Below are 19,141 nucleotides of genomic sequence, written 5' to 3'. Positions count from 1 at the left end.
AGCAGGCTGCGCAGGGCGGGGCGGGTGGAGATATAGGTCAGGCCGTTCTCCAGCAGGATGCGCCGCAGCTCCTCGCCGTTACCGCTGAGCATCGCCATCGGCATGGCCCAGCGCCGTAACTGCCCGGTGGTGGTGTGCCATTCCAGCAGGCGGCCATAGCTGCCGTCATGGCTGTCGCAGGTGATAGCGGTGACGCGCAGAGGGGAACAGATGCGCTGGGGCTGGACGTCGCTTTCGCCGTCGCGTCGTTCGGTGAGCTTGTCAAACCACAGCGCCTCTTCATCGAGGCGGAAGTGATCCGGCAAGATGTCGGAAGGCCTTTCCTGTCGCAGGCGTGCAAGCTGACTGCTCCAGTTCTCCAGTAACTCACCGTCAGGGGTCATCAGTCGGGCCATCTGCACATCCGCATGTGCCAGTTTTACGGCGATTTTCAGCAACTCCTCTTCGCGGATATCGCCTGTGCGAAGTACCCGGACGTAGAGCGTGTCGGGCCTGATTATGGTCAGGTTGTCCAGTTCGGCCAGTTCATTCGGGCCGAGCACCACCGGAGGAACATCATCTTCCCGGTTGGGATCTTTTCGCCAGGCGCGTGAGGTCTCCCATGCCAGGCTTCCGGCAAGGATCACCACTTCGAGCGTGCGGTCCGGAGACTGCTTACAGAGAAAAGGAGCGCGTTTCATGATGGGGTATCGGTCGGCTCATCCCTGAGCATGGATTAACGGATGGCGGCGCGGCGCTGTTGCCACTGGCGGATTTCAGCAGCATCGAAAACCACCAGTCGGGAAGAGAGGTGGACGGGGCGGGGAAAATCGGTGTCTTTAATCAGGCGGTAAACTGACGATTCGCTCATCGCCAGAAACTGGACCACCTGCCGCATACGCACGTTACCGCTTTCGGGAAAAGCATCGTTACTGTCAACACGGGTTTTCATGATTGCACCTCACGGGAACAGAGTGTCGAGGCGGTTATAGCGCGGAACGGCGGAGGGGAGGTATAGGTCCGGGTGAAAAAGTGGAGTCCGGATAGAAAGTAATGAGTCCGGAAATGTTTTATTTGCTGCCTGAACTGATGGTTTTTCAATAAATAATTGAAAATAAATGATTTTATTTTCTCTTGCTCAATCAGAGTACTGCAAGCTGAGGTTAACGAATGGCAACGCACGACTACAAACACTTCACAATAGCTGTCGCTATCCCACTGTCAGTCCTGGGCAAGGAGCGGTTGTTAGGGCTACAAGATGTTGTGATTAAGTGCAGGTTATGGACTTCCTGATCACGATGCCTTCTAACTAGTCAGTCGCTGGCTTAGAATTGATAACCAGGTGAGCAATCGTGTCTCTCGTGGAGTTTTTAAACGGGATGCCGACGGATTTAGCCCGCTTACTAACGCTGGAATGAGCCGGACAACGAAGCGGGAGATTCATCAGAGGGGAAATGACAAGTTCAGAATAACGTTGCGGGTCCCCCCCGCGAAGCAGTTTTTGGGTCATCGTACCATGCCTGAATGCTTGACTCATCAAGCCGAAATGTCAGCGACCACGATTGACGAGTGCCTTGATGAAGGTGCACAATTCATTGATTTTGAACGTTTTTTGCCATGATATAACGCTACAAGAACGGAATTTGGTGATCTGATCCTGACATCTGCCAAAAGTTCGATTTATTCAACAAGGCCCTTTCCACTTGTAATCTCATACAAAATTTCATCTTTTGCTATATCAGTTATAAAAATCCCAGTATATCATTTGCCTAATGACATCTGTCTTATAAGGACATGCCATACCCGTGTCCGACTTAATTGCTTGACTAAAATCTCAAAATTTATACTGAATAAATGCTCTATCTTAAGGAAATTATCAGTGAAGGTATCTGATTGGATTCAACAAAACATTCAACACTCAGCACCACTTGAACCTGATACACTCGAGGTAGTATCCGACTTCACTCTTATGTGGTCAATTTTTGAGGCTTCAGAAGCTCATAATGAGAATGTTGTAGATCGGATTGGGGTTCTTTCAAAACGAGTCGCAAGGGAAATGCCAACAGATGCGATCGACTCCCAGTTAGCATATTGGTCTAAACGCTATATACATGAAAGCGGTGAACCAACAGAGCATTTCCATTACCTATATTTTAGAGAAGCTTCGCAAATTGAGAAATCACTTGATGTACTGATAAATAAAGAAACTTCTTTTGAAGATAAAATAGAAGTGTGTCTCTTAATTGTCTATAGATATCGAAATAATTTATTTCACGGTATCAAGGACATCACGTTGTTAAATGATCAGGTAGAAAACCTTCGGAACGCAATTGAATTGCTACAAATAATTATGCCATATAGCGGGAGATATCTTTTTCTCGGAGCCTAATTAGCTATACGAAGCAGAGGAGTCTATTTCAATTATAATCTAAGTAGACTCACTTCCATAGATGCCTTGACTGGTCGATGGATTTCAGGATTTCGTTATGGATTCATTGGTCACCGGACGTAGGATAAAGCTCCTTATCTGCGTGGATGATTTTAAGAAGAAGTGCCTGGCGGTCATTATTGCCTTTCGGATTTCAGGCGTGCAGGTCATGCATTTTCTGGACAGTATTTCGCAGTTTAAGTTGACCACTACAACATCAGGCTTGCGATGTGATGCTTTTTCGCAGCCACCACATGTCATTAAATGGCACGTATAGCGGTATTAGGTGCGGCCATTTAGAGGGATAATATTCATAATGTCTATATCGGAAAAATGGAATAGGTTTTTATTGACTCCGCAGAGTTAGAGAAATTACGCCTGTCAACACAAGTCATCTCGCCAATTAAATAATAATTGCCGCCAGTGTGTCCTTTTAGTTTTTTTAAAAAATCGTTAGAAACTGTAAAATAAGTTCCAAGAGAGTTGCCTACACCAGCGTGATAAACTGGATACCACTGGTTGACCCAGTATCTCCAGGTTCCATTATGTATATTTCCGCCGAAATACTCTATGTGATAATCGCTTTGCCTAACGGAGTTAAAAGGTAAATCTCCTACGGAGTAGGTCGGTCGAAAATAACCTCTGATTAACCAGTCAATTTCCCATCTTCCAAAGGAGGAAGGCCAGCTCTTCTTTGCTAAAGGGAAAATCCCTTGCTCAGAATTTCGCATATAATCTATTGACTCAAAAATTGCCTTAGGATCGTCAATTTCAGAGTTTCGAAGTTTGACTAAAATAACCCTTAGATCAAGGCATATTCCAGAGTGATTTCTTAGCACGGGGCCGTTGGCATAAAGTAATATTTCATCAGCAGAAGCGGAAAAATTTTCCAAATACCGTTCAAGTTCTTTCTGATCAGGCAAATGATCGTCTTTTTCTAAATCTTCTATTACGGGCCAATTGTATGGTGAGTCAGAAGGAGAAAGATTTACAGCAATAGAACCGAATGGTAAAACCTCTTGGGCATGTGCCAAACAAAGTTCGGCAGGTAAGGAGTGCTTTTGCATAGCATACGCTAATGTTCTGACAAAAGCAGATAAAATGGATACTTCTGCTCGCCATGAAAAACTACAGAAAATCTTGTCTTGAGGGTAAAATTGTTCACTTGCAAAGTTATGAGGTTTAAAAATATAACAAGCATGCGCGTTGTGGATTTGCTCCCATTCAAGGAAAAAATGCCTCAACAGTTGGATTTGGTATTTATTTTCGAGCTCATCGATAATGCCTATAAACCTCAATGCAAGGCCATTAGCATATTTTTTATATTTGTTCTTATTCGGTTCTAAGTCATCTGAAAATTCAGAGTAGAGAACCGAAAAATCATTCCTTCTTTCAATGTCTAAATCCAGAGAATATAGAATCTCATCAGAGATAAGAGAAGGGTGATGAATGCATTTGGTTATTTCTTCTTTAGTAAATGAGTGATCCTCGATAAGTAATAAAACAGATAGATAATCAATGACATCAACCTCATAGGGTTGTTTTTCCAGAAAACTCAGATACAAAGAACGAAATTTGATACTGGAGTCGTTTTGTAATAAAGCTGCTATCTGCTTCGCTGTTAGGAGCCTGGCGTATCTGTCGGGCCATTTAAAATGTAATAGAATTAGATGAAATGGAATATTTTCGAATGATACAGGATCATCATACCAGTACAGTTTGGTCAAAGGAAGATGTGCAATATCGCCCTCAAGGCTAGTGACCATAATTTCAGTAATTTCGGTTGCCAGAGCGACCTGTCCAGCAGAGGCCAAATAAGTAACAAGGTGAGTGGAAGGAACTACTATATTCTCATCTCTCTGTAAGCTGGCAGAGTCTGGTGCCATCGTATCACGAAGAAGATTTTCCCATTGCTCGCTGTAAGTATTTCCATATTCTTTTAAGGCTTCTTTTGACCCTGATGAATAATAAGGATTCCAGCAGTTATTTAATTTTATATTTCTTACAGCCCATTTGTAAGCTGCTTTCCTGCCTTCGGTTTTTTTGCTCAACAAGAAAATATGGTGTAAGCATCGATTCAGTTCATAGTCTGATTTACTTTGATTGTAATAGTCGCTGAAAGAAGTGATAATCGTGCGGGCATGGCCTTTATCAACCCAATAACCTATCCAGTTCGAAATAAATTCTTCACGAATCTGGTATGAAACTAAATGTAAGGCTGCAATAAAATCATTAAGATTAGCAGGTGATATGGTGGATACATCAGGACAATCTGTAACGACATCTTCGTTAGTGGAGGAATACTCTCTTGGTTGTGGGGGCATACCTCCAAGAACTTTGCACTGCTCTTCGTAAATACCTTTCAGAACATCATTGTCTTTGCTTCTTTCATCTAATGCAGCCATTGCATCAACTGTTGTCATGCATCTAAGAAAAGAGTGCTCTGACTGCGTAGTAAGTGGAAATGTCTTTACGAAATTTTCAAAAATAAGATGTGTTCTATGCCAATTCTCTTCTGATAGATGATAGTCAAATTCGTCAACAAGGCGTTCTGGGTTGTGTTTCGCCAATAATTTTGTGAACAGGCTAGGAATATGTCGAATTTCTCGTTCTGAAAAATCAAATACATCAGTTGTAAAAGTTGCTACTCGTTTTAGCCAATCAGAAACTTGAGGGTAGTTGGAATCAGAGCATTCTTGTAACGCTTCAAAAACCTCATGTAAAGTAATGTCCTTTCTATGGCCATATCCGACTATATTGAATGCGGCACGTTCAAGAAACATTCTTGCTTCATTATACAGGCCTAAATTGGTTGCCAATTTTGCTAGGTCAAGGCTATCGTTGGCCAGCGTAGCAGTATCATCTCTGCGTAGTATTTCAGAATCAAAATACTTTTTAAACTCCTGAGCAATATAATCTTTAGGGAAATTGAAAATTGCATTTTTAGAGGAAATATCAAAAAACACCCTAGAATCCCACCAATTGCTCATTGATAGTGTATCAAACTGATTTATGTCAATATTTGAAAATGCTTTTATGGAGTTGCATAAAATATTTAGGTGAATGGCAATTCTTATTAAGGATTTTCGAATGTTGAATAAGATAGTATCGATTTGATAACCCATCAATAATTTATCTGGTTGTTCTAGTAAGTCAAATGATTCATACAAATTAGAAATTTCAAAATTGTGGCCTTCTTTTATATTTTTTGCAATTTTTGAGGCGGCATATTGGAATGTCGCCCAAGCATTATTGAGGAACCCCTGAATATCTGTGGGTGCAGTTAACTCCGGAGCATTAAATTCGGTTGATATTATTAAATTTACTATAAGATTTCTAAAAAAGTGCTCATAAAAAGGAAGGTGACGTGTATGTTCGTACTCAACAGGGCATTCAATTTCCTTAAGTTGGTCTATTTCTATGTCGTTTCCGGCTAAAAACTGATAAAGCAGATATATGCTTGAATCAGTGCTATCAAATAAGGAGTTTTCCTCATTGATAGTTACGCCTTCGATGCTTGCAGCCAAAACGACTTCGTCGCAGATTGCTGAGGCAATATCATCCGGGACGTCAAATAGAGATAAATCAACCAGTAAGTGTCTATGGCCATACTGAATGAGCAATTCGACAATTCGGGTGAAAGATGAAGCCTTGTCAATAAGTGTTTCATAGAAAGCATTTATAACAGCTAAGTCGGGATTACTATGGCTGGTTAGCGTATGAAGATAATCATCTACAAGGCTGTTCAATGTTTGATAATGATTAGAGTCATCTAGCCGAGCATAAAAGTGTACTCGACGAGAGATTTCATTGGTGCACGCATCTACTATTCTTTCATCTCTTCCTTGAAAATGCTTAGCAATAATAACAATTTCATTGTCCGGGATAATCCTTAGATTGTCCGCTCGCCAAAGAAGACCAAAATTATCGTGCGAGATGCTTAATGAGCAGTCCAGAAAATCGCTAAAATTCTGTATTTGAAACTCTGGCCCATTTAATAGCCTTGTTTTCAAAATTCGCAGTCTCAACAACTCAGAATATAGGTTTTGATCAAATGCGATACGTTCTGCAACACTGAATATATGTTCTATATGCTCTAGAGGATAACCATTGCAGAGAGATTGAACAAGCCAGTCCCTATCTACACCTTGAAAAAGTGGGGTGATATTCCCGAGGTTAGCTTCAATGATCCATTCCCAACCCCACCGCCAATACTCTGGAGCATGTGTATTGATCCAAATTTTAGAAATTCTATTTAACCTATCTCTTGATTGAACGAAGGCGTCTTTGCGTCTTAGGTATACGAATAGGCTGCTATGAAAAGGATATATCCCACTTAGTCTTTGTTCAATGAGGTGTTGAATTTCTGAAAAGCTGGTTTGGAAAGTTAGGCTATCTTCAAAACAGTAACTGATGTGGGTTTTATCAGGCCATGAAAAATCTGCATTTGCTATAAGCAGAAGAATTTCTTTTGCTCCTTCAGATAGTGATACCCATAGATTCTCATAATATTCATGAATATCGCCATCAGGACAAGTTGGTAGTCGTTCCACATCATATTTACTGATATTTTTATCTGCTAACTGCAAACTGTTTAAAGAGTAAATAATATGAAGGGGATATCCATGAGAAATGTCGAGTAGAGCCTGTGAAATTTCTACTATTTTATTTTGTTTGTGATATTTATTGCCTGCTACTTTTATTTCATTGTTCGATGCTATAAAGTCGAGTCTCGACTTTATAGCATCAAGCCCCATAGATGGAATATCTATCCAGGCATGTTCTCTTGGAGCTGAACGTAAGAGGGAATTGGGAAGATGCTCGTCGCTTATTGGTTGTGTTCCGAATAGCAAACAAACTTTTCCTTTAAAAGGGGTAATCCGATTAACTAAATGTTCGAGTTGGCTAATATCCGATCTTTCACGATAAACATGATCTAATCCATCAATAATTATAACTAGAGTTTTGCCATTTTCTTCAGCTTTAATTACTGCCTTGCTTATCCAGGCCTCTAGATGTTGAGAATCAAGTTTATCGCTATCGAAGTCATTGGGATAAAGTGTTCTAATCTGGCTTTGTAGTGAATGAGCTGCATTATTAAAAGCAATTCTGTCGCCAATAAACTGAGGGGATAAGTAATAATGATGTCGGATAACAGGCGTTTTCGATTCTATTAGCTGGTCAGTTAAAAAGGATAGAAAAGTACTTTTCCCCATTCCGGGTAATCCTGATATAACATGGCAGCCAGGGTTAGCTGTAGCGTTAAGAATTTCATTATGAAATTCATCTGTTGGTGGTTTGTAGCCGCCAGGAATTTCAAAAAACTGAGAAATAGTTTTTTTGGAGCCGAGCGTTAAAATTTCATGTATATGCTTAAGGTAGATTTTGCCATCTGGTGCCGGTTCTCTTTTTCGTGAAGCCCAACGCTCAACGGTTTTTAATAACTGAAGCCAACTTTCTTCATTTGCGTGGTCTGGTACAAGCGAGTCACGTAGGTGCAACTCTAAATCATCAATTTCCTTTTGGCTATGTTCGAAAATAAGAGTTTCGAAAAAAGCTATGGACTTCTCTTCACTACCAAGTTGAGCTAATATTTTTGATTTGACGTCTTCCGGAACGAGAGAGTAATCAATTTTTTTATCTATTAGGCAATTTGATAAAACTTGGTCAGGTATTCTATTTGTAATAAGCTTAGCAATCGCTATTGTGCTGGAGGAACCGAACTTCTCTATATCTGCTGACCATTTTTCGATAAGGGATGTGCCCTTATCCTTCTTCTTGAGTAGCCAAGCGAAATCTAAATGTAAATCGTCACGTTCAGAATCAATTGTAAATTTGACCTGATAGAGTTCATATTCTCCACTGGCTGTAAAGCAAATAACATCATCAAGGCTCTTAACATGATTAAGCCCTTGATTACCTTCTATGCTTATCCACTGGTATTTCTCTGGATCGTGAAACCAATTGATCAATGTGCGAATACACATAAGGTCTTGGTATGTGTATCCAACACGTGTTAATTGTGAGGGTTTAATTTTTGACGGTTTCATCAAAATAACAATCCATATTTTACGATCGCAACTTACTTAAACCTACTACTGAAGTACTTAATTTTCAATCAATTTTATCGAATACGTAAAGGAGAAACAGACAAAATCCATACCTATGTCCGTTTTTGGCACACACATATCTTAGGCTGTGCTAGGAAAGTAGCAATCAGCCCTAAGCTGAACTAATTAACTATTTTTGGTTAATTTTGCTTCGATTTCAACTCACGCACTGCAGAATGCGGTAAGCAACGCCCATGAATTATTGAAGAATAATCTCGACCAGTATCATCAGTTATCCGGCAAATGTACTCGAAAAGTTCTTCTGGAGTTGAGTTTCCATACAACCTTGCCAGATCAGAAATTGAGGGGTTCAACATGTCTTCTATTCTCCGTGTTGACGAAATTAACATTAAAGAAACACTCTTTTGACAACGCGACTTTCTCAGCCGCAGGGGACTCGTCTAAGCCACTGAAAAGAATACACTGCAGGTCACTGGCAATTAACGCGAGCCTCAAGCCGAAAGCAATTGATATGTCCTTACACGAAGCCGACTATACGTGTGAGGATTCAGAGCTTAATCGGTTCTCTATTACCCGACACTGGGAGGACCTATCTACGTTCTCTTCTCCCTTCCCATCTTCAGCACCTCATAAAACGTCCCTCGCCCAAGCCCATCCGACGGCAATTCCTGTTCCTGAGCCAGAGCCTTCAGCTTTCGAAGTATCCGATCCGAAGCCGGTTTATCAGACGTACCATAACGCCCATCAGTCTCCTCTACCAAAAGCTGAACCAGTAGCCAGCAGAGTCGGGCAGTATTCTCCCGCGCTTTGTCGCGTTTATGCATCCCACGCTGGGAAGGTTGTGCTGAAGCCGTGAGATCCGGTAGCGCGTCGTCGCCGAGCGTCTTCAGCCACTTGCGACCACGACCGTTACGCGACAGTTTCATCACCGCCTTCAGGCTGCGGGCCTTAATTTCTGGCGGCGTGAGTTCGTCATCAATAAGCCGCCAGGCCAGCGCGAACATCTCATCGGCATAGAACATACGTTTGTTTGCAGGGGTGCTGACCATGCCTGTGGCTTTGATGGTGCGGCTGATGGCGTCGTGCAGGATACGGTAATTCTCCTGATGTTCTTCCGGCAGGGCGTTTGCAGGTTGGGAAGCATCAAGGCCGAGAAGCAGAAGGGCGAGATGCCGCGCTTCCAGCAGCGGCATATCACATTCCCGTTCAAACAGATTCTGACGAATGGGACTGGTCACATTATTCTCCTTCCACGATCCGCAGCGGTTCTTCTTCACCGAGCAATGCCTGCCGTCTGGCAGCATCAACGTAGTTTCCCCACCACTGCATCAGCGGTCGCCTTTGTTCCAGATAGTCGCTGCGGTTGTAGGCCGCTTCGATCTCATCTTCTTTCTGGTGCGCCAGCGCAGATTCCAGGACTTCACGGGGAAAATGACCTGCGCCCGCCGTTCTGGCGATGCTGCGCATGCCGTGGGCGACCAGCTCGCCACCAAACCCCATTCGGATAAGTGCGGCGTTCGCGGTTTGCTGGTGTATGTGCTCCAGTGGTTTGCGGATGCTGGGGAAGACCCACGGGCGATGGCGACTAACGGGCTCCATAACCTGAAGAACGCGCAGCGCCTGTTTGCTGAGCGGCACCGTGTGCGAACGGTTCATCTTCATAAAGGTGTCGGGGATGCGCCATTCCGCTTTTTTCATGTCGATGTCGCACCAGCGGGCGCTGACGGCTTCGCCGGGGCGAACCCAGGTCAGTAGCTCCCATTCGATAAGGCAGCGGGTTTCCTTGCGGATAGAAGCGTTCTGTAAGGCCAGCATCAACCTGCCCAGTTCACTGGGGTGAAGGGCGGGCATGTTCTGCTTTTTCGGTTTCTTGAAGCGGGCGACCAGGTTGTCAGCCGGATTGAACTCGATGAGCTCTTCGGAGATGGCAAAGCGGAAGATTTCATTGAGCCGTGAGATGACTCGCCGCAGCGTTTCGAGGATGCCCTGTTCTTCCAGCGGTGTGAGGTGTTCCTTGAGCATCTTTGGGCGGATCTCGGTGACGGGCGTACTGCCCAGAGAGGGGAAGACGTGCATCTCCAGCGAACGCCAGACATCTTTGGCGTGATCTTCGCTAAGATCGCTGGTCCGTTTTTTCTCTTTGAGCCACTGTTCCGCAACTTTTTCCAGCGTGCATTCATTCTGGAGTCGTTGCTCTTCTGCAACCTGCTCCAGATGGGCCTGTGGGTCGATGCCCTGCACAAGTAAACGCCGGTATTGCAACCTGAAATCTCGCGCCATGGCGAGGGTGACTACCGGATAGGGGCCAATGCTGATTTTGGTCCGTTTTTTCAGCGCCGGGGGAGTGTATTCGAAGTACCAGATCTTTCTGCCGGATGGCTTAATCAACAACGCCAGTCCGTCGCCATCGCGCAGCATATACTCGGTCTTCTGCGGCTTGGCGGCAGCGATCTCGGTATTGGTTAGGGATTTCAATACCTTAGGCATGTTTTTGCACCTTGTTTTTTTAGCGTTCTGGCAACGCGGTGCAAAACAAGATACATAATGCTCAAGATTCATACAGAGATCATGACCACACATGCAACAAAAAAGCCTGCAACTCGTTGAAGTTGCAGGCTTTTTTAAGGTTCATGATGCATCATGAATGAATGTTTGGTGGAGCTGGCGGGAGTTGAACCCGCGTCCGAAATTTCTACATCCTCGGTACTACATGCTTAGTTTGTCTTTACATTCGCACGCCAGCTGCGGACAGACACGCCACTAACGAACTAGCCTGATTAGTTTTAACGCTTCAACCCCAGGCAGGGCTTCCACGCGATCTCTTTTGGGTTTGACCTCTCTTTGATCCCCGTCTTAAGAGCGGAAGCTAGGGAGAGAGGGCTCAGAGCAGGTTATTAAGCTGCTAAAGCGTAGTTTTCGTCGTTTGCGACTATTTTTTTGCGGCTTTTAACGAGGCAAACCGCCCCTCGGCATGCACCTTGGGTTTCGCAAATCCCGTCGAATCCAGAATCAGCCCCAATAGTGTTGAACTAAGTATACCAGATTTCACTTCCTGGATACCAGCCCGGAACGCTAACTTATTGAATAGTACAATAAGTGTGCAGAATCAACGTCCTGCGTTTTTCATGATGCGCGCTTTGTCGAGCTGCCACTCACGCTCTTTCAGGTCTGTACGTTTGTCGTGCTGTTTTTTACCCTTCGCGACGCCAACTTTCACTTTGCACCAGGCGTTTTTCCAGTACAGCGACAGGGCGACCACGGTGAAACCTTCACGGTTGATGCGTCCGTAGAGGGATTCCAGCTCACGCTTGTTCAGCAGCAGCTTGCGGGTGCGCGTAGGGTCGCACACGTAGTGTGAGGAGGCGACGGTCAGCGGTGTAAAGTTCGCGCCGAACAGGAAGGCTTCGCCATCTTTCAGGATCACGTAGCTATCGCCGATGTTGGCTTTCCCGGCGCGCAGCGATTTTACTTCCCAGCCCTGCAACGCAAGGCCAGCTTCGAATTCTTCTTCAATGAAATACTCGTGGCGAGCACGCTTGTTGAGCGCAATGGTCGCCGAGCCTGGTTTATGTGCTTTTTTCTTCGTCATAAGTGTCGTAAAGCCGTCGGTAATCTGATTTCAAAAAGTCACCTCATTGCGTCCTGTGAGGTCTAACGCGCTATCTTAGCACGAGATGAGGCTTAGCGTTTTTTTAACAGGTGATAAATGTTATTATTTGTCCGTTGTGTGACCATGGGAAATGCTATGCCTCAGATTAGCCGTACTGCGCTTGTGCCTTACAGCGCGGAACAAATGTATCAGTTAGTGAACGATGTTCAGTCTTATCCAGAATTTATTCCGGGATGCACCGGGAGCCGCGTTCTGGAGTCCGGGCCGACGCAGATGACCGCGGCGGTGGATGTCTCTAAAGCGGGGATCAGCAAGACGTTCACCACCCGCAATACGCTGACCAGCAATCAGAGTATTTTGATGCATCTGGTAGATGGTCCGTTTAAAACCCTGATGGGAGGCTGGAAGTTTACGCCGCTGAGCGCTGACGCCTGCCGCATCGAGTTCCAGCTGGACTTTGAATTTACCAATAAGCTGATTGAGCTGGCGTTTGGCCGCATCTTTAAAGAGCTGGCGTCCAATATGGTTCAGGCGTTCACCACCCGCGCCAAAGAGGTTTACAGTGTCGCATAAGATAGCTGTAGAAGTGGTGTACGCATTGCCGGAGAAACAGTACCTGCAGCGCGTGACGCTGGAAGAGGGAGCAACCGTTGAGGCAGCTATCCGCGCGTCCGGCATCCTTGAGCTTCGCAGCGATATCGACCTGGCGAAGAATAAAGTCGGGATTTACAGCCGTCCGGTGAAGCTGGGGGATGTGCTGAAAGAGGGCGACCGGGTAGAGATTTATCGTCCGCTGATTGCCGACCCGAAAGAGCTGCGTCGTCAGCGTGCGGAGAAGGCGGGTAAGTAGCGTGTTTTCCCCTCACCCTGACCCTCTCCCCAAAGGGGCGAGGGGATAAAAGAAATACAAAAAAGGTGCTCAATGAGCACCTTTTTGCATTTCTGACTTCTGATTATTTGGTCAGGGCAGGCTTGTTGTCGATGTTGGTCAACACACCGGCGCTGCTGAAGGTCAGCGTCAGGGTCTGCTGGGTCGCATCTTCGTGGCCCGGCTTCTGACGGAATACATAGAACCAGGTGTTAGTGCCGAACGGATCGGACATCATCGGGGTTCCCAGTGTATAAGCGACCTGCTGTTGTGTCATCCCCACGCGGATTTTGGACACATCGTTAGGGGTAAGGTAGTTCCCCTGGTTGATGTCAGGACGGTAAACCACTTTCTCCAGAGTGGAACAGCCTGCGGTCAACATCAGAAGAACCGCAGCGGCAGCGGTCAGCATTTTACAACGCATAGTGATTTGATTCCTTTTCGGGCCCGAGCAGAACGCGGCTCATATGTAATATGCCGATGATAATAGACCTTGCCCCACTTTGAAACCGGTCTGGCGGCGTTTTTGTTGTTCTGTATGACCCTGAGATCCCGAAAAAGTTTATGCCGCCAGCAGTTCTTTCGCGTTCGCGAGCGTGTTACGCGTGACTTCGCTGCCGCCGAGCAGGCGTGCCAGCTCCTGCAGGCGCGCACGTTTATCCAGCGGCTTCATGTGCGTTTCGGTCATTTCACCGTCGGTTTCTTTGCTGACGATAAAGTGATGATGACCACAGCCCGCGACCTGCGGCAGGTGGGTGACACACATCACCTGCGTTGATTCTCCTAGCTGGCGCAGCAGTTTACCCACCACCGCCGCCGTTGGGCCGCTGATGCCGACATCCACTTCATCGAAAATCAGCGCCGGGGTGTCCATTTTACGCGCGGTAATTACCTGAATTGCCAGCGCAATACGCGACAGTTCACCGCCGGAGGCCACTTTGGAGATAGCCTGCAGCGGCTGCCCCGGGTTGGTAGTGACGCGGAACTCGATGCGGTCCGCACCTTCTGCCGTCAGGTGATTCTCTTCAAAGCGGACATCAATGGTGAATACACCGTGCGGCATCGCCAGCGTGTGCATGCTGTCGGTGATGTGCTGGCTTAGCTCCTGGGCGTAATGCTGACGGATTTCATGCAGCTTTTGCGCTGTCGCCAGGGCCTGTTCATGGTGAAGGTTCACCGCCAGAGAAAGGGTTTCCTGCGAGTCAGCCTGATCGTCAAGCTGCTGCTGCTCTTCCAGCAGAGACTGATAGTAGCCCGGCAGCTCTTCCGGCGTTACGTGGTGCTTGCGCGCCAGTGAAATCTGACGGGAGATACGCTGCTCCAGCTCAAACAGACGGTTCGGGTCGAGATCCAGACGTTCACAGTAGTGGCGCAGTTCGTCACTGGCTTCGGAGATCTGAATAGCCGCTTCCTCCAGCATATCCAGGACGCCTGAAAGCTTGCTGTCCATGCCGACCAGTTCGGTAATCAACTGGCGGACGTTATACAGCTGTCCTTGCAGGTTCACGTCTTCGCCATCCGCCAGCAGGTTAAGCGCATTCTGGCTGGTTGAGAGCAGGTGACCGCTGTTCGCCAGGCGTTTGTACTCTTCGTCGATTTGCTCAAACTCACCCGGCTGTGGGTTGAATTCGTTCAGCTCTTTAAGCTGGTACGCCAGCAGCTCCGCACGTGCGGCGCGCTCCTGGCTTTGCTGCTGGTGCTGGGCGAGCTCGCGGCAGCTTTGATGCCACTGGCGATAGTGTTCCGCCATAAGCTGAGTAAGCGCGTACTCACCCGCATAGCCATCCAGCAGCGCTTTCTGTTGTTCGGGTTTGACGAGTTGCTGGTGCGCATGCTGACCGTGGATCTGGATAAGCAGTTGGCCGAGTTCACGAAGCTGGGAAAGCGGAACCGCCGTGCCGTTGATAAAACCGCGGGAACGGCCGTCGCTGCTGATGACGCGGCGGAGTAAACACTCACGTCCATCTTCGAGCTGGTTCTGTTCCAGCCAGCGCTGGGCGGCAGGGGTGTCTTTCAGGGAGAAACGGGCGCACAGGTCGGCACGGTTGGCGCCCATGCGCACCATATCGCCCTCTGCGCGGCCGCCAAGGCACAAGCCGAGGGCATCAATGGCAATGGATTTACCTGCACCGGTTTCCCCGGTGATCGCCGTCATGCCGCTGTGGAAATCGATCTCAAGCTCACGAACAATGGCAAAGTTGCTGATGGTCAGTTGTGCCAGCATAATTGTTTTCCTGTATGAAAAACCATAACTGTGTTTTCATACAGTATAAACTGGTTTTTTATACAGTAAAGTACTGGATGCAGAATCAGAACAATTTTTTTGACCAGCCAAGCTTCGAGCTTAATGTGTTGAAATAGCTGTAATCTTTCGGATGAATCAGATTCAGGTGGTAATCACACCGGCGAATAAGCACATCTTCACCTTCCTGGATCGGCAGCGCTATCTGGCTGTCGCAGCTGATCTCCAGGTCGTTACGGCGGTGCGAGAAGCGCAGACGGATCGTGCTGTCGCCGTTGATGACCAGCGGGCGGGCGGAGAGCGTGTGCGGGAACATCGGCACCAGGGTAATGGCATCCAATGAGGGCGTCAGAATCGGGCCGCCGGCAGAAAGCGAGTAGGCGGTTGAGCCGGTCGGGGTGGAGATAATCAGCCCGTCAGAACGCTGGGAGAAGGCAAAGATCTCGTCGATATAAACTTCGAACTCGATCATGTGCGCCACTTTACCGGGGTGAAGGACCACCTCGTTAATCGCGGTGCTGATGCGCTTCTGGCAGTCCTGCTGGCACACCTGCGCTTCCAGTAAAAAGCGTTTTTCACTGATATAGTGGCCTTCCAGCACGTCGGCCAGCTGCTGCTGCGCATTGTCCGGGTCAAGGTCGGTTAAAAAGCCGAGATTGCCACGGTTGATGCCGATGACCTTAATGTCATAACGCGCCAGCGTGCGGGCCGCGCCGAGCATGTTGCCGTCGCCGCCCACCACCACGGCGAGATCGGCCTGTTGGCCTATTTCCGCCAGCGTGCCGGTTTTGACGCTCTTCAGCTGCAGCTCCTGAGCAATCTGCTGCTCGACCATCACTTCATAGCCTTTGCTACACAACCAGCGATACAACATTTCATGTGTCGTTAGTGCGGTAGGGTGACGCGGATGCCCGACGATCCCAATACACCTGAAATGATTATTCATTTTCTGGAGGTCCTTGTGCCTGATGAATGATGACAATCTGTCTTGTTCCCTTGAATCCCGGAAACTGATCCCCATAATAAGCGAAGTTAGCGAGATGAATGCAGAAAAACGCGGAGAAATTCATGAGTAGTAAAGAACAGAAAACGCCTGAGGGGCAAGCCCCTGAAGAAATTATCACGGAACAGCACGATGAAGTTGAGGCTGTAGAGCCAGACGCATCTGCTGAGCAGGTGGACCCGCGCGATGAAAAAATTGCGAATCTGGAAGCCCAGCTGGTAGAAGCACAGAATCGCGAACGCGATGGTGTTCTGCGCATCAAGGCAGAAATGGAAAACCTGCGTCGCCGTACCGAGCAGGACGTTGAGAAGGCGCATAAATTTGCGCTGGAGAAATTCGTCAACGAACTGCTGCCGGTAATCGATAGCCTCGATCGCGCGCTGGAAGTGGCTGACAAAGCTAATCCGGACAACGCGGCAATGATCGAAGGTATCGAACTGACGCTGAAATCCATGCTCGACGTGGTGCGTAAGTTTGGCGTGGAAGTAATTGCCGATACCGACGTTCCGCTGGATCCAAACGTTCACCAGGCGATTGCGATGGTTGAATCTGAAGAGATTGAAGCCGGTAAAGTGCTGGGCGTAATGCAGAAAGGTTACACCCTGAACGGCCGTACCATTCGCGCTGCGATGGTAACCGTGGCGAAAGCGAAAGCGTAATTCGCTATCCGTAGTGCCGGGTGGCGGCGTTCGCCTCACCCGGCCTATAACCTTACTCCGCGATACTTTCGCGCAGGGGTTTAACGGGCAGGACTTTCACCTGCTTGATCATATTGTCCTGCACGTCCAGGATATCAATATCGTACTGCTCAATGCGCACCCGCGTGCCCGCCGCCGGGATCTCTTCCAGCGCTTCCAGAATCATCCCGTTAATGGTGCGAGCCTCATCTTCCGGCAAATGCCAGTTAAAGGCTTTGTTGAGTTCGCGAATGTTCGCGCTGCCGTCAATCAGCACCGATCCGTCGTTTTGCGGGGTGACCTCTTCCGCGAGGGAAGGCGACATTGAGGTGGTAAAGTCCCCGACAATCTCTTCCAGAATATCTTCGACCGTCACCAGCCCCTGAATATCGCCGTACTCATTGACCACCAGGCCAACCTTCTTCTTGTTACGCTGGAATTTCACCAGCTGCGTGCTGAGGGGGGTTCCTTCCGGCACGTAGTAAATTTCGTCGGCGGCGCGCAGCATCACCTCTTTGGTGAACTCTTTTTTCTCGGTCATCAGACGGTAGGCTTCGCGCACGCGCAGCATGCTGATGGCGTCATCCAGCGAGTCGCGATAGAGCACAATGCGCCCGTGCGGGGAGTGCGTCAGCTGGCGAACGATGGCTTTCCAGTCGTCATTGATGTCGATACCGACGATTTCGTTACGCGGCACCATGATGTCGTTCACGCTCACCTTTTCCAGATCCAGCACCGACAGGAGCATGTCCTGATTGCGTCGGGAGATCTGCGAGCGGGATTCATGCACGATGGTGCGAAGCTCTTCTTTGCTGAGCGCGCTGCTGATGGTGACATCGGCCTTGATCCCCACCATCCGCATCAGGACGCGCGTCACCATGTTCAGCAGCCAGACCAGCGGCATCATCAGGATTAGCAGCGGTGCCAGCAGGAAGCTGCTCGGGTAGGCGACTTTCTCAGGGTAAAGCGCGGCGATGGTTTTCGGCAGCACTTCGGCAAACACCAGCACCACGAACGTCAGCACGCCGGTGGCAATCGCCACCCCGGCGTTGCCGTACAGGCGCATCCCGACGATGGTGCCGAGGGCAGAGGCCAGAATGTTGACGAGGTTGTTGCCGATGAGCACCAGGCTTATCAGGCGATCCGGCTTGCGGAGCAGTTTTTCAACGCGGCGTGCGGCACGGTTACCCTGTTTAGCACGATGCCGTAACCGGTAGCGGTTTAAGGTCATCATGCCGGTTTCCGAGCCGGAGAAATAGGCGGAGATGACCACCATGACGATCAGCGTAACGATCAGCGTGGTGGTAGAGATGTGTTCCAGGGGGAACTCCTTTGTTTCTTAGCCAGCAAATTGCTGTATGAAGCGGCTGCCAAAATAGGCAAGGGTGAGAATGCCCGCACCCGCGACGTTGAACCAGACCACGCGACGACCGCGCCAGCCTTCATGATAATGGCCCCATAACAGGACAATATAGACAAACCACGCGATGATGGAGAGCACCGCTTTATCGATATTCTCCACGCTGAACAGGTTCTTCATGTAAAACAGGCCCGTGCAGAGCGTCAGCGTCAGCAGCACCACGCCCACCTGGGTGATGTGGAACATCTTGCGCTCAATGACCATCAGCGGCGGCATTTCATGGTTAAAGGCCAGCTTTTTGTTTTTCAGCTGATAGTCAATCCATGCGAGCTGCATGGCGTAAAGCGCGGCGATGATCAGCGTCGCGTAGGCAAAGAGCGACAGGCCGATGTGCACCAGCATCCCCGGGGTAGCCTCCAGATGCGTAATAAACTCATTAGGCATAAAGGTGGCGAGGGCCAGATTGATCAGCGCGAAGGTGTAGACAATCGGCAGCAGCAGCCAGCCGCGATTTTTAGACGCGACGATGGTCATCACCGTACAGATCATCAGGCTGACCAGCGAGCCGACGTTGAGGACGCTCAGGTTTTGCACGCTGCCGTCGCCGGGAATGATGCGTGATTCCAGCGCAAAGGCGTGGCTAATCAGTGCGATGACCGCAGAAAGAATAGCCATGCGCCGCCAGCCGCTGTTTTTTTGCAGCAGTCCGGGAACGATCAGCGCGAGGCTGACAGAGTAGGCAACAAGGGCGATCAGTGCGAAAACAGGCATATAGGCATCGACAGTTGTCTTAATAAGAAAGAGAAGCAGTATAACGTTACGTGACGCCTGCTCCAACCGTTGCATAACAACAAAGACGCCTTCATGTTATACTCCGGCAAAATTCTGTGTATGTGTCGCCCA

The 19,141-nt window shown here is 48.2% G+C and carries 15 protein-coding genes, 1 other RNA gene and 2 pseudogenes; 5 read left to right on the top strand and 13 right to left on the bottom strand.

The window, feature by feature from the left end; genetic code table 11:
• The 3 genes and pseudogenes from DOU50_RS11910 to DOU50_RS23855 all read right to left on the bottom strand — a co-directional run.
• The coding region (locus DOU50_RS11910; RefSeq protein WP_148769447.1) for a DUF927 domain-containing protein at positions 1-680 on the bottom strand (680 nt) is incomplete at its 3' end.
• A gap of 35 nt (positions 681-715) precedes the next feature.
• Positions 716-931, bottom strand: a complete 216-nt coding sequence (locus tag DOU50_RS11905) for an AlpA family transcriptional regulator (protein WP_004853144.1) — start codon at positions 929-931, stop codon at positions 716-718.
• 375 nt (positions 932-1,306) lie between these two features.
• Positions 1,307-1,630, bottom strand: a pseudogene (locus DOU50_RS23855) (hypothetical protein); the annotation flags it as partial.
• Between the two features lie 228 nt (positions 1,631-1,858).
• Between DOU50_RS23855 and DOU50_RS11900 the strand changes: the two are divergent.
• Complete coding sequence (locus DOU50_RS11900; RefSeq protein WP_117077281.1) at positions 1,859-2,368, top strand: hypothetical protein; 510 nt, start codon at positions 1,859-1,861, stop codon at positions 2,366-2,368.
• Positions 2,369-2,456: 88 nt separating this feature from the next.
• Positions 2,457-2,609: pseudogene (locus DOU50_RS11895) on the top strand (IS3 family transposase); the annotation flags it as partial.
• 118 nt (positions 2,610-2,727) lie between these two features.
• On the opposite strand, the gene DOU50_RS11890 reads toward DOU50_RS11895, so the two are convergent.
• From DOU50_RS11890 to smpB, 5 genes are all read right to left on the bottom strand, one after another.
• On the bottom strand, positions 2,728-8,457 hold the full coding sequence (locus DOU50_RS11890) for an ATP-binding protein (RefSeq protein ID WP_148769445.1): 5,730 nt from the start codon (positions 8,455-8,457) through the stop codon (positions 2,728-2,730).
• Between the two features lie 614 nt (positions 8,458-9,071).
• Positions 9,072-9,716 carry a hypothetical protein gene (locus DOU50_RS11885; protein ID WP_148769444.1) on the bottom strand — a complete coding sequence of 215 codons (645 nt, stop codon included), beginning with the start codon at positions 9,714-9,716 and terminating at the stop codon, positions 9,072-9,074.
• A 1-nt stretch (position 9,717) separates the two neighbouring features.
• On the bottom strand, positions 9,718-10,965 hold the full coding sequence (locus DOU50_RS11880; RefSeq protein WP_194266142.1) for an integrase domain-containing protein: 1,248 nt from the start codon (positions 10,963-10,965) through the stop codon (positions 9,718-9,720).
• A 166-nt stretch (positions 10,966-11,131) separates the two neighbouring features.
• Positions 11,132-11,495, bottom strand: a transfer-messenger RNA (tmRNA) gene (gene ssrA / locus DOU50_RS11870).
• An 89-nt stretch (positions 11,496-11,584) separates the two neighbouring features.
• Positions 11,585-12,067 carry an SsrA-binding protein SmpB gene (smpB, locus tag DOU50_RS11865; RefSeq protein ID WP_008502505.1) on the bottom strand — a complete coding sequence of 161 codons (483 nt, stop codon included), beginning with the start codon at positions 12,065-12,067 and terminating at the stop codon, positions 11,585-11,587.
• Positions 12,068-12,223: 156 nt separating this feature from the next.
• On the opposite strand from smpB, the gene DOU50_RS11860 reads away from it, so the two are divergent.
• Together DOU50_RS11860 and DOU50_RS11855 are read left to right on the top strand one after the other, a co-directional pair.
• Positions 12,224-12,661, top strand: a complete 438-nt coding sequence (locus DOU50_RS11860) for a type II toxin-antitoxin system RatA family toxin (protein ID WP_024908332.1) — start codon at positions 12,224-12,226, stop codon at positions 12,659-12,661.
• Entirely contained in the window at positions 12,651-12,938 is a 288-nt protein-coding gene (locus DOU50_RS11855) for an RnfH family protein (protein ID WP_023308884.1), read from the top strand. Before DOU50_RS11860 ends, DOU50_RS11855 begins: the two co-directional genes overlap by 11 nt.
• A 103-nt stretch (positions 12,939-13,041) precedes the next feature.
• Here DOU50_RS11855 and bamE read toward each other — a convergent pair whose 3' ends face one another.
• The 3 genes from bamE to nadK form a co-directional block, all read right to left on the bottom strand.
• Complete coding sequence (gene bamE / locus DOU50_RS11850; protein WP_023308883.1) at positions 13,042-13,380, bottom strand: outer membrane protein assembly factor BamE; 339 nt, start codon at positions 13,378-13,380, stop codon at positions 13,042-13,044.
• A 138-nt stretch (positions 13,381-13,518) separates the two neighbouring features.
• Positions 13,519-15,180 (bottom strand): DNA repair protein RecN, encoded by a 1,662-nt coding sequence (recN, locus tag DOU50_RS11840; RefSeq protein ID WP_090418274.1) that lies wholly within the window; start codon positions 15,178-15,180, stop codon positions 13,519-13,521.
• 85 nt (positions 15,181-15,265) lie between these two features.
• Positions 15,266-16,144, bottom strand: a complete 879-nt coding sequence (nadK, locus tag DOU50_RS11835) for an NAD(+) kinase (RefSeq protein ID WP_008502500.1) — start codon at positions 16,142-16,144, stop codon at positions 15,266-15,268.
• Between the two features lie 122 nt (positions 16,145-16,266).
• Between nadK and grpE the strand changes: the two genes are divergently transcribed.
• Entirely contained in the window at positions 16,267-16,860 is a 594-nt protein-coding gene (gene grpE, locus DOU50_RS11830; protein ID WP_032646909.1) for a nucleotide exchange factor GrpE, read from the top strand.
• A gap of 52 nt (positions 16,861-16,912) precedes the next feature.
• On the opposite strand, the gene DOU50_RS11825 is transcribed toward grpE, so the two are convergent.
• Positions 16,913-18,199 carry an HlyC/CorC family transporter gene (locus tag DOU50_RS11825; RefSeq protein ID WP_032640969.1) on the bottom strand — a complete coding sequence of 429 codons (1,287 nt, stop codon included), beginning with the start codon at positions 18,197-18,199 and terminating at the stop codon, positions 16,913-16,915.
• A gap of 18 nt (positions 18,200-18,217) precedes the next feature.
• Positions 18,218-19,009: a cytochrome C assembly family protein gene (locus DOU50_RS11820; RefSeq protein WP_014884879.1), complete on the bottom strand. Its 792-nt coding sequence runs from the start codon at positions 19,007-19,009 to the stop codon at positions 18,218-18,220.
• Positions 19,010-19,141: the final 132 nt, after the last annotated feature.

It is taken from the genome of Enterobacter sp. C6, from assembly GCF_008122455.1.
Taxonomy (GTDB): Bacteria; Pseudomonadota; Gammaproteobacteria; order Enterobacterales; family Enterobacteriaceae; genus Enterobacter; species Enterobacter pseudoroggenkampii.
The sequence above is the reverse complement of the archived record's forward strand: the minus strand, read 5'-3'. Positions and strand labels throughout refer to the sequence as shown.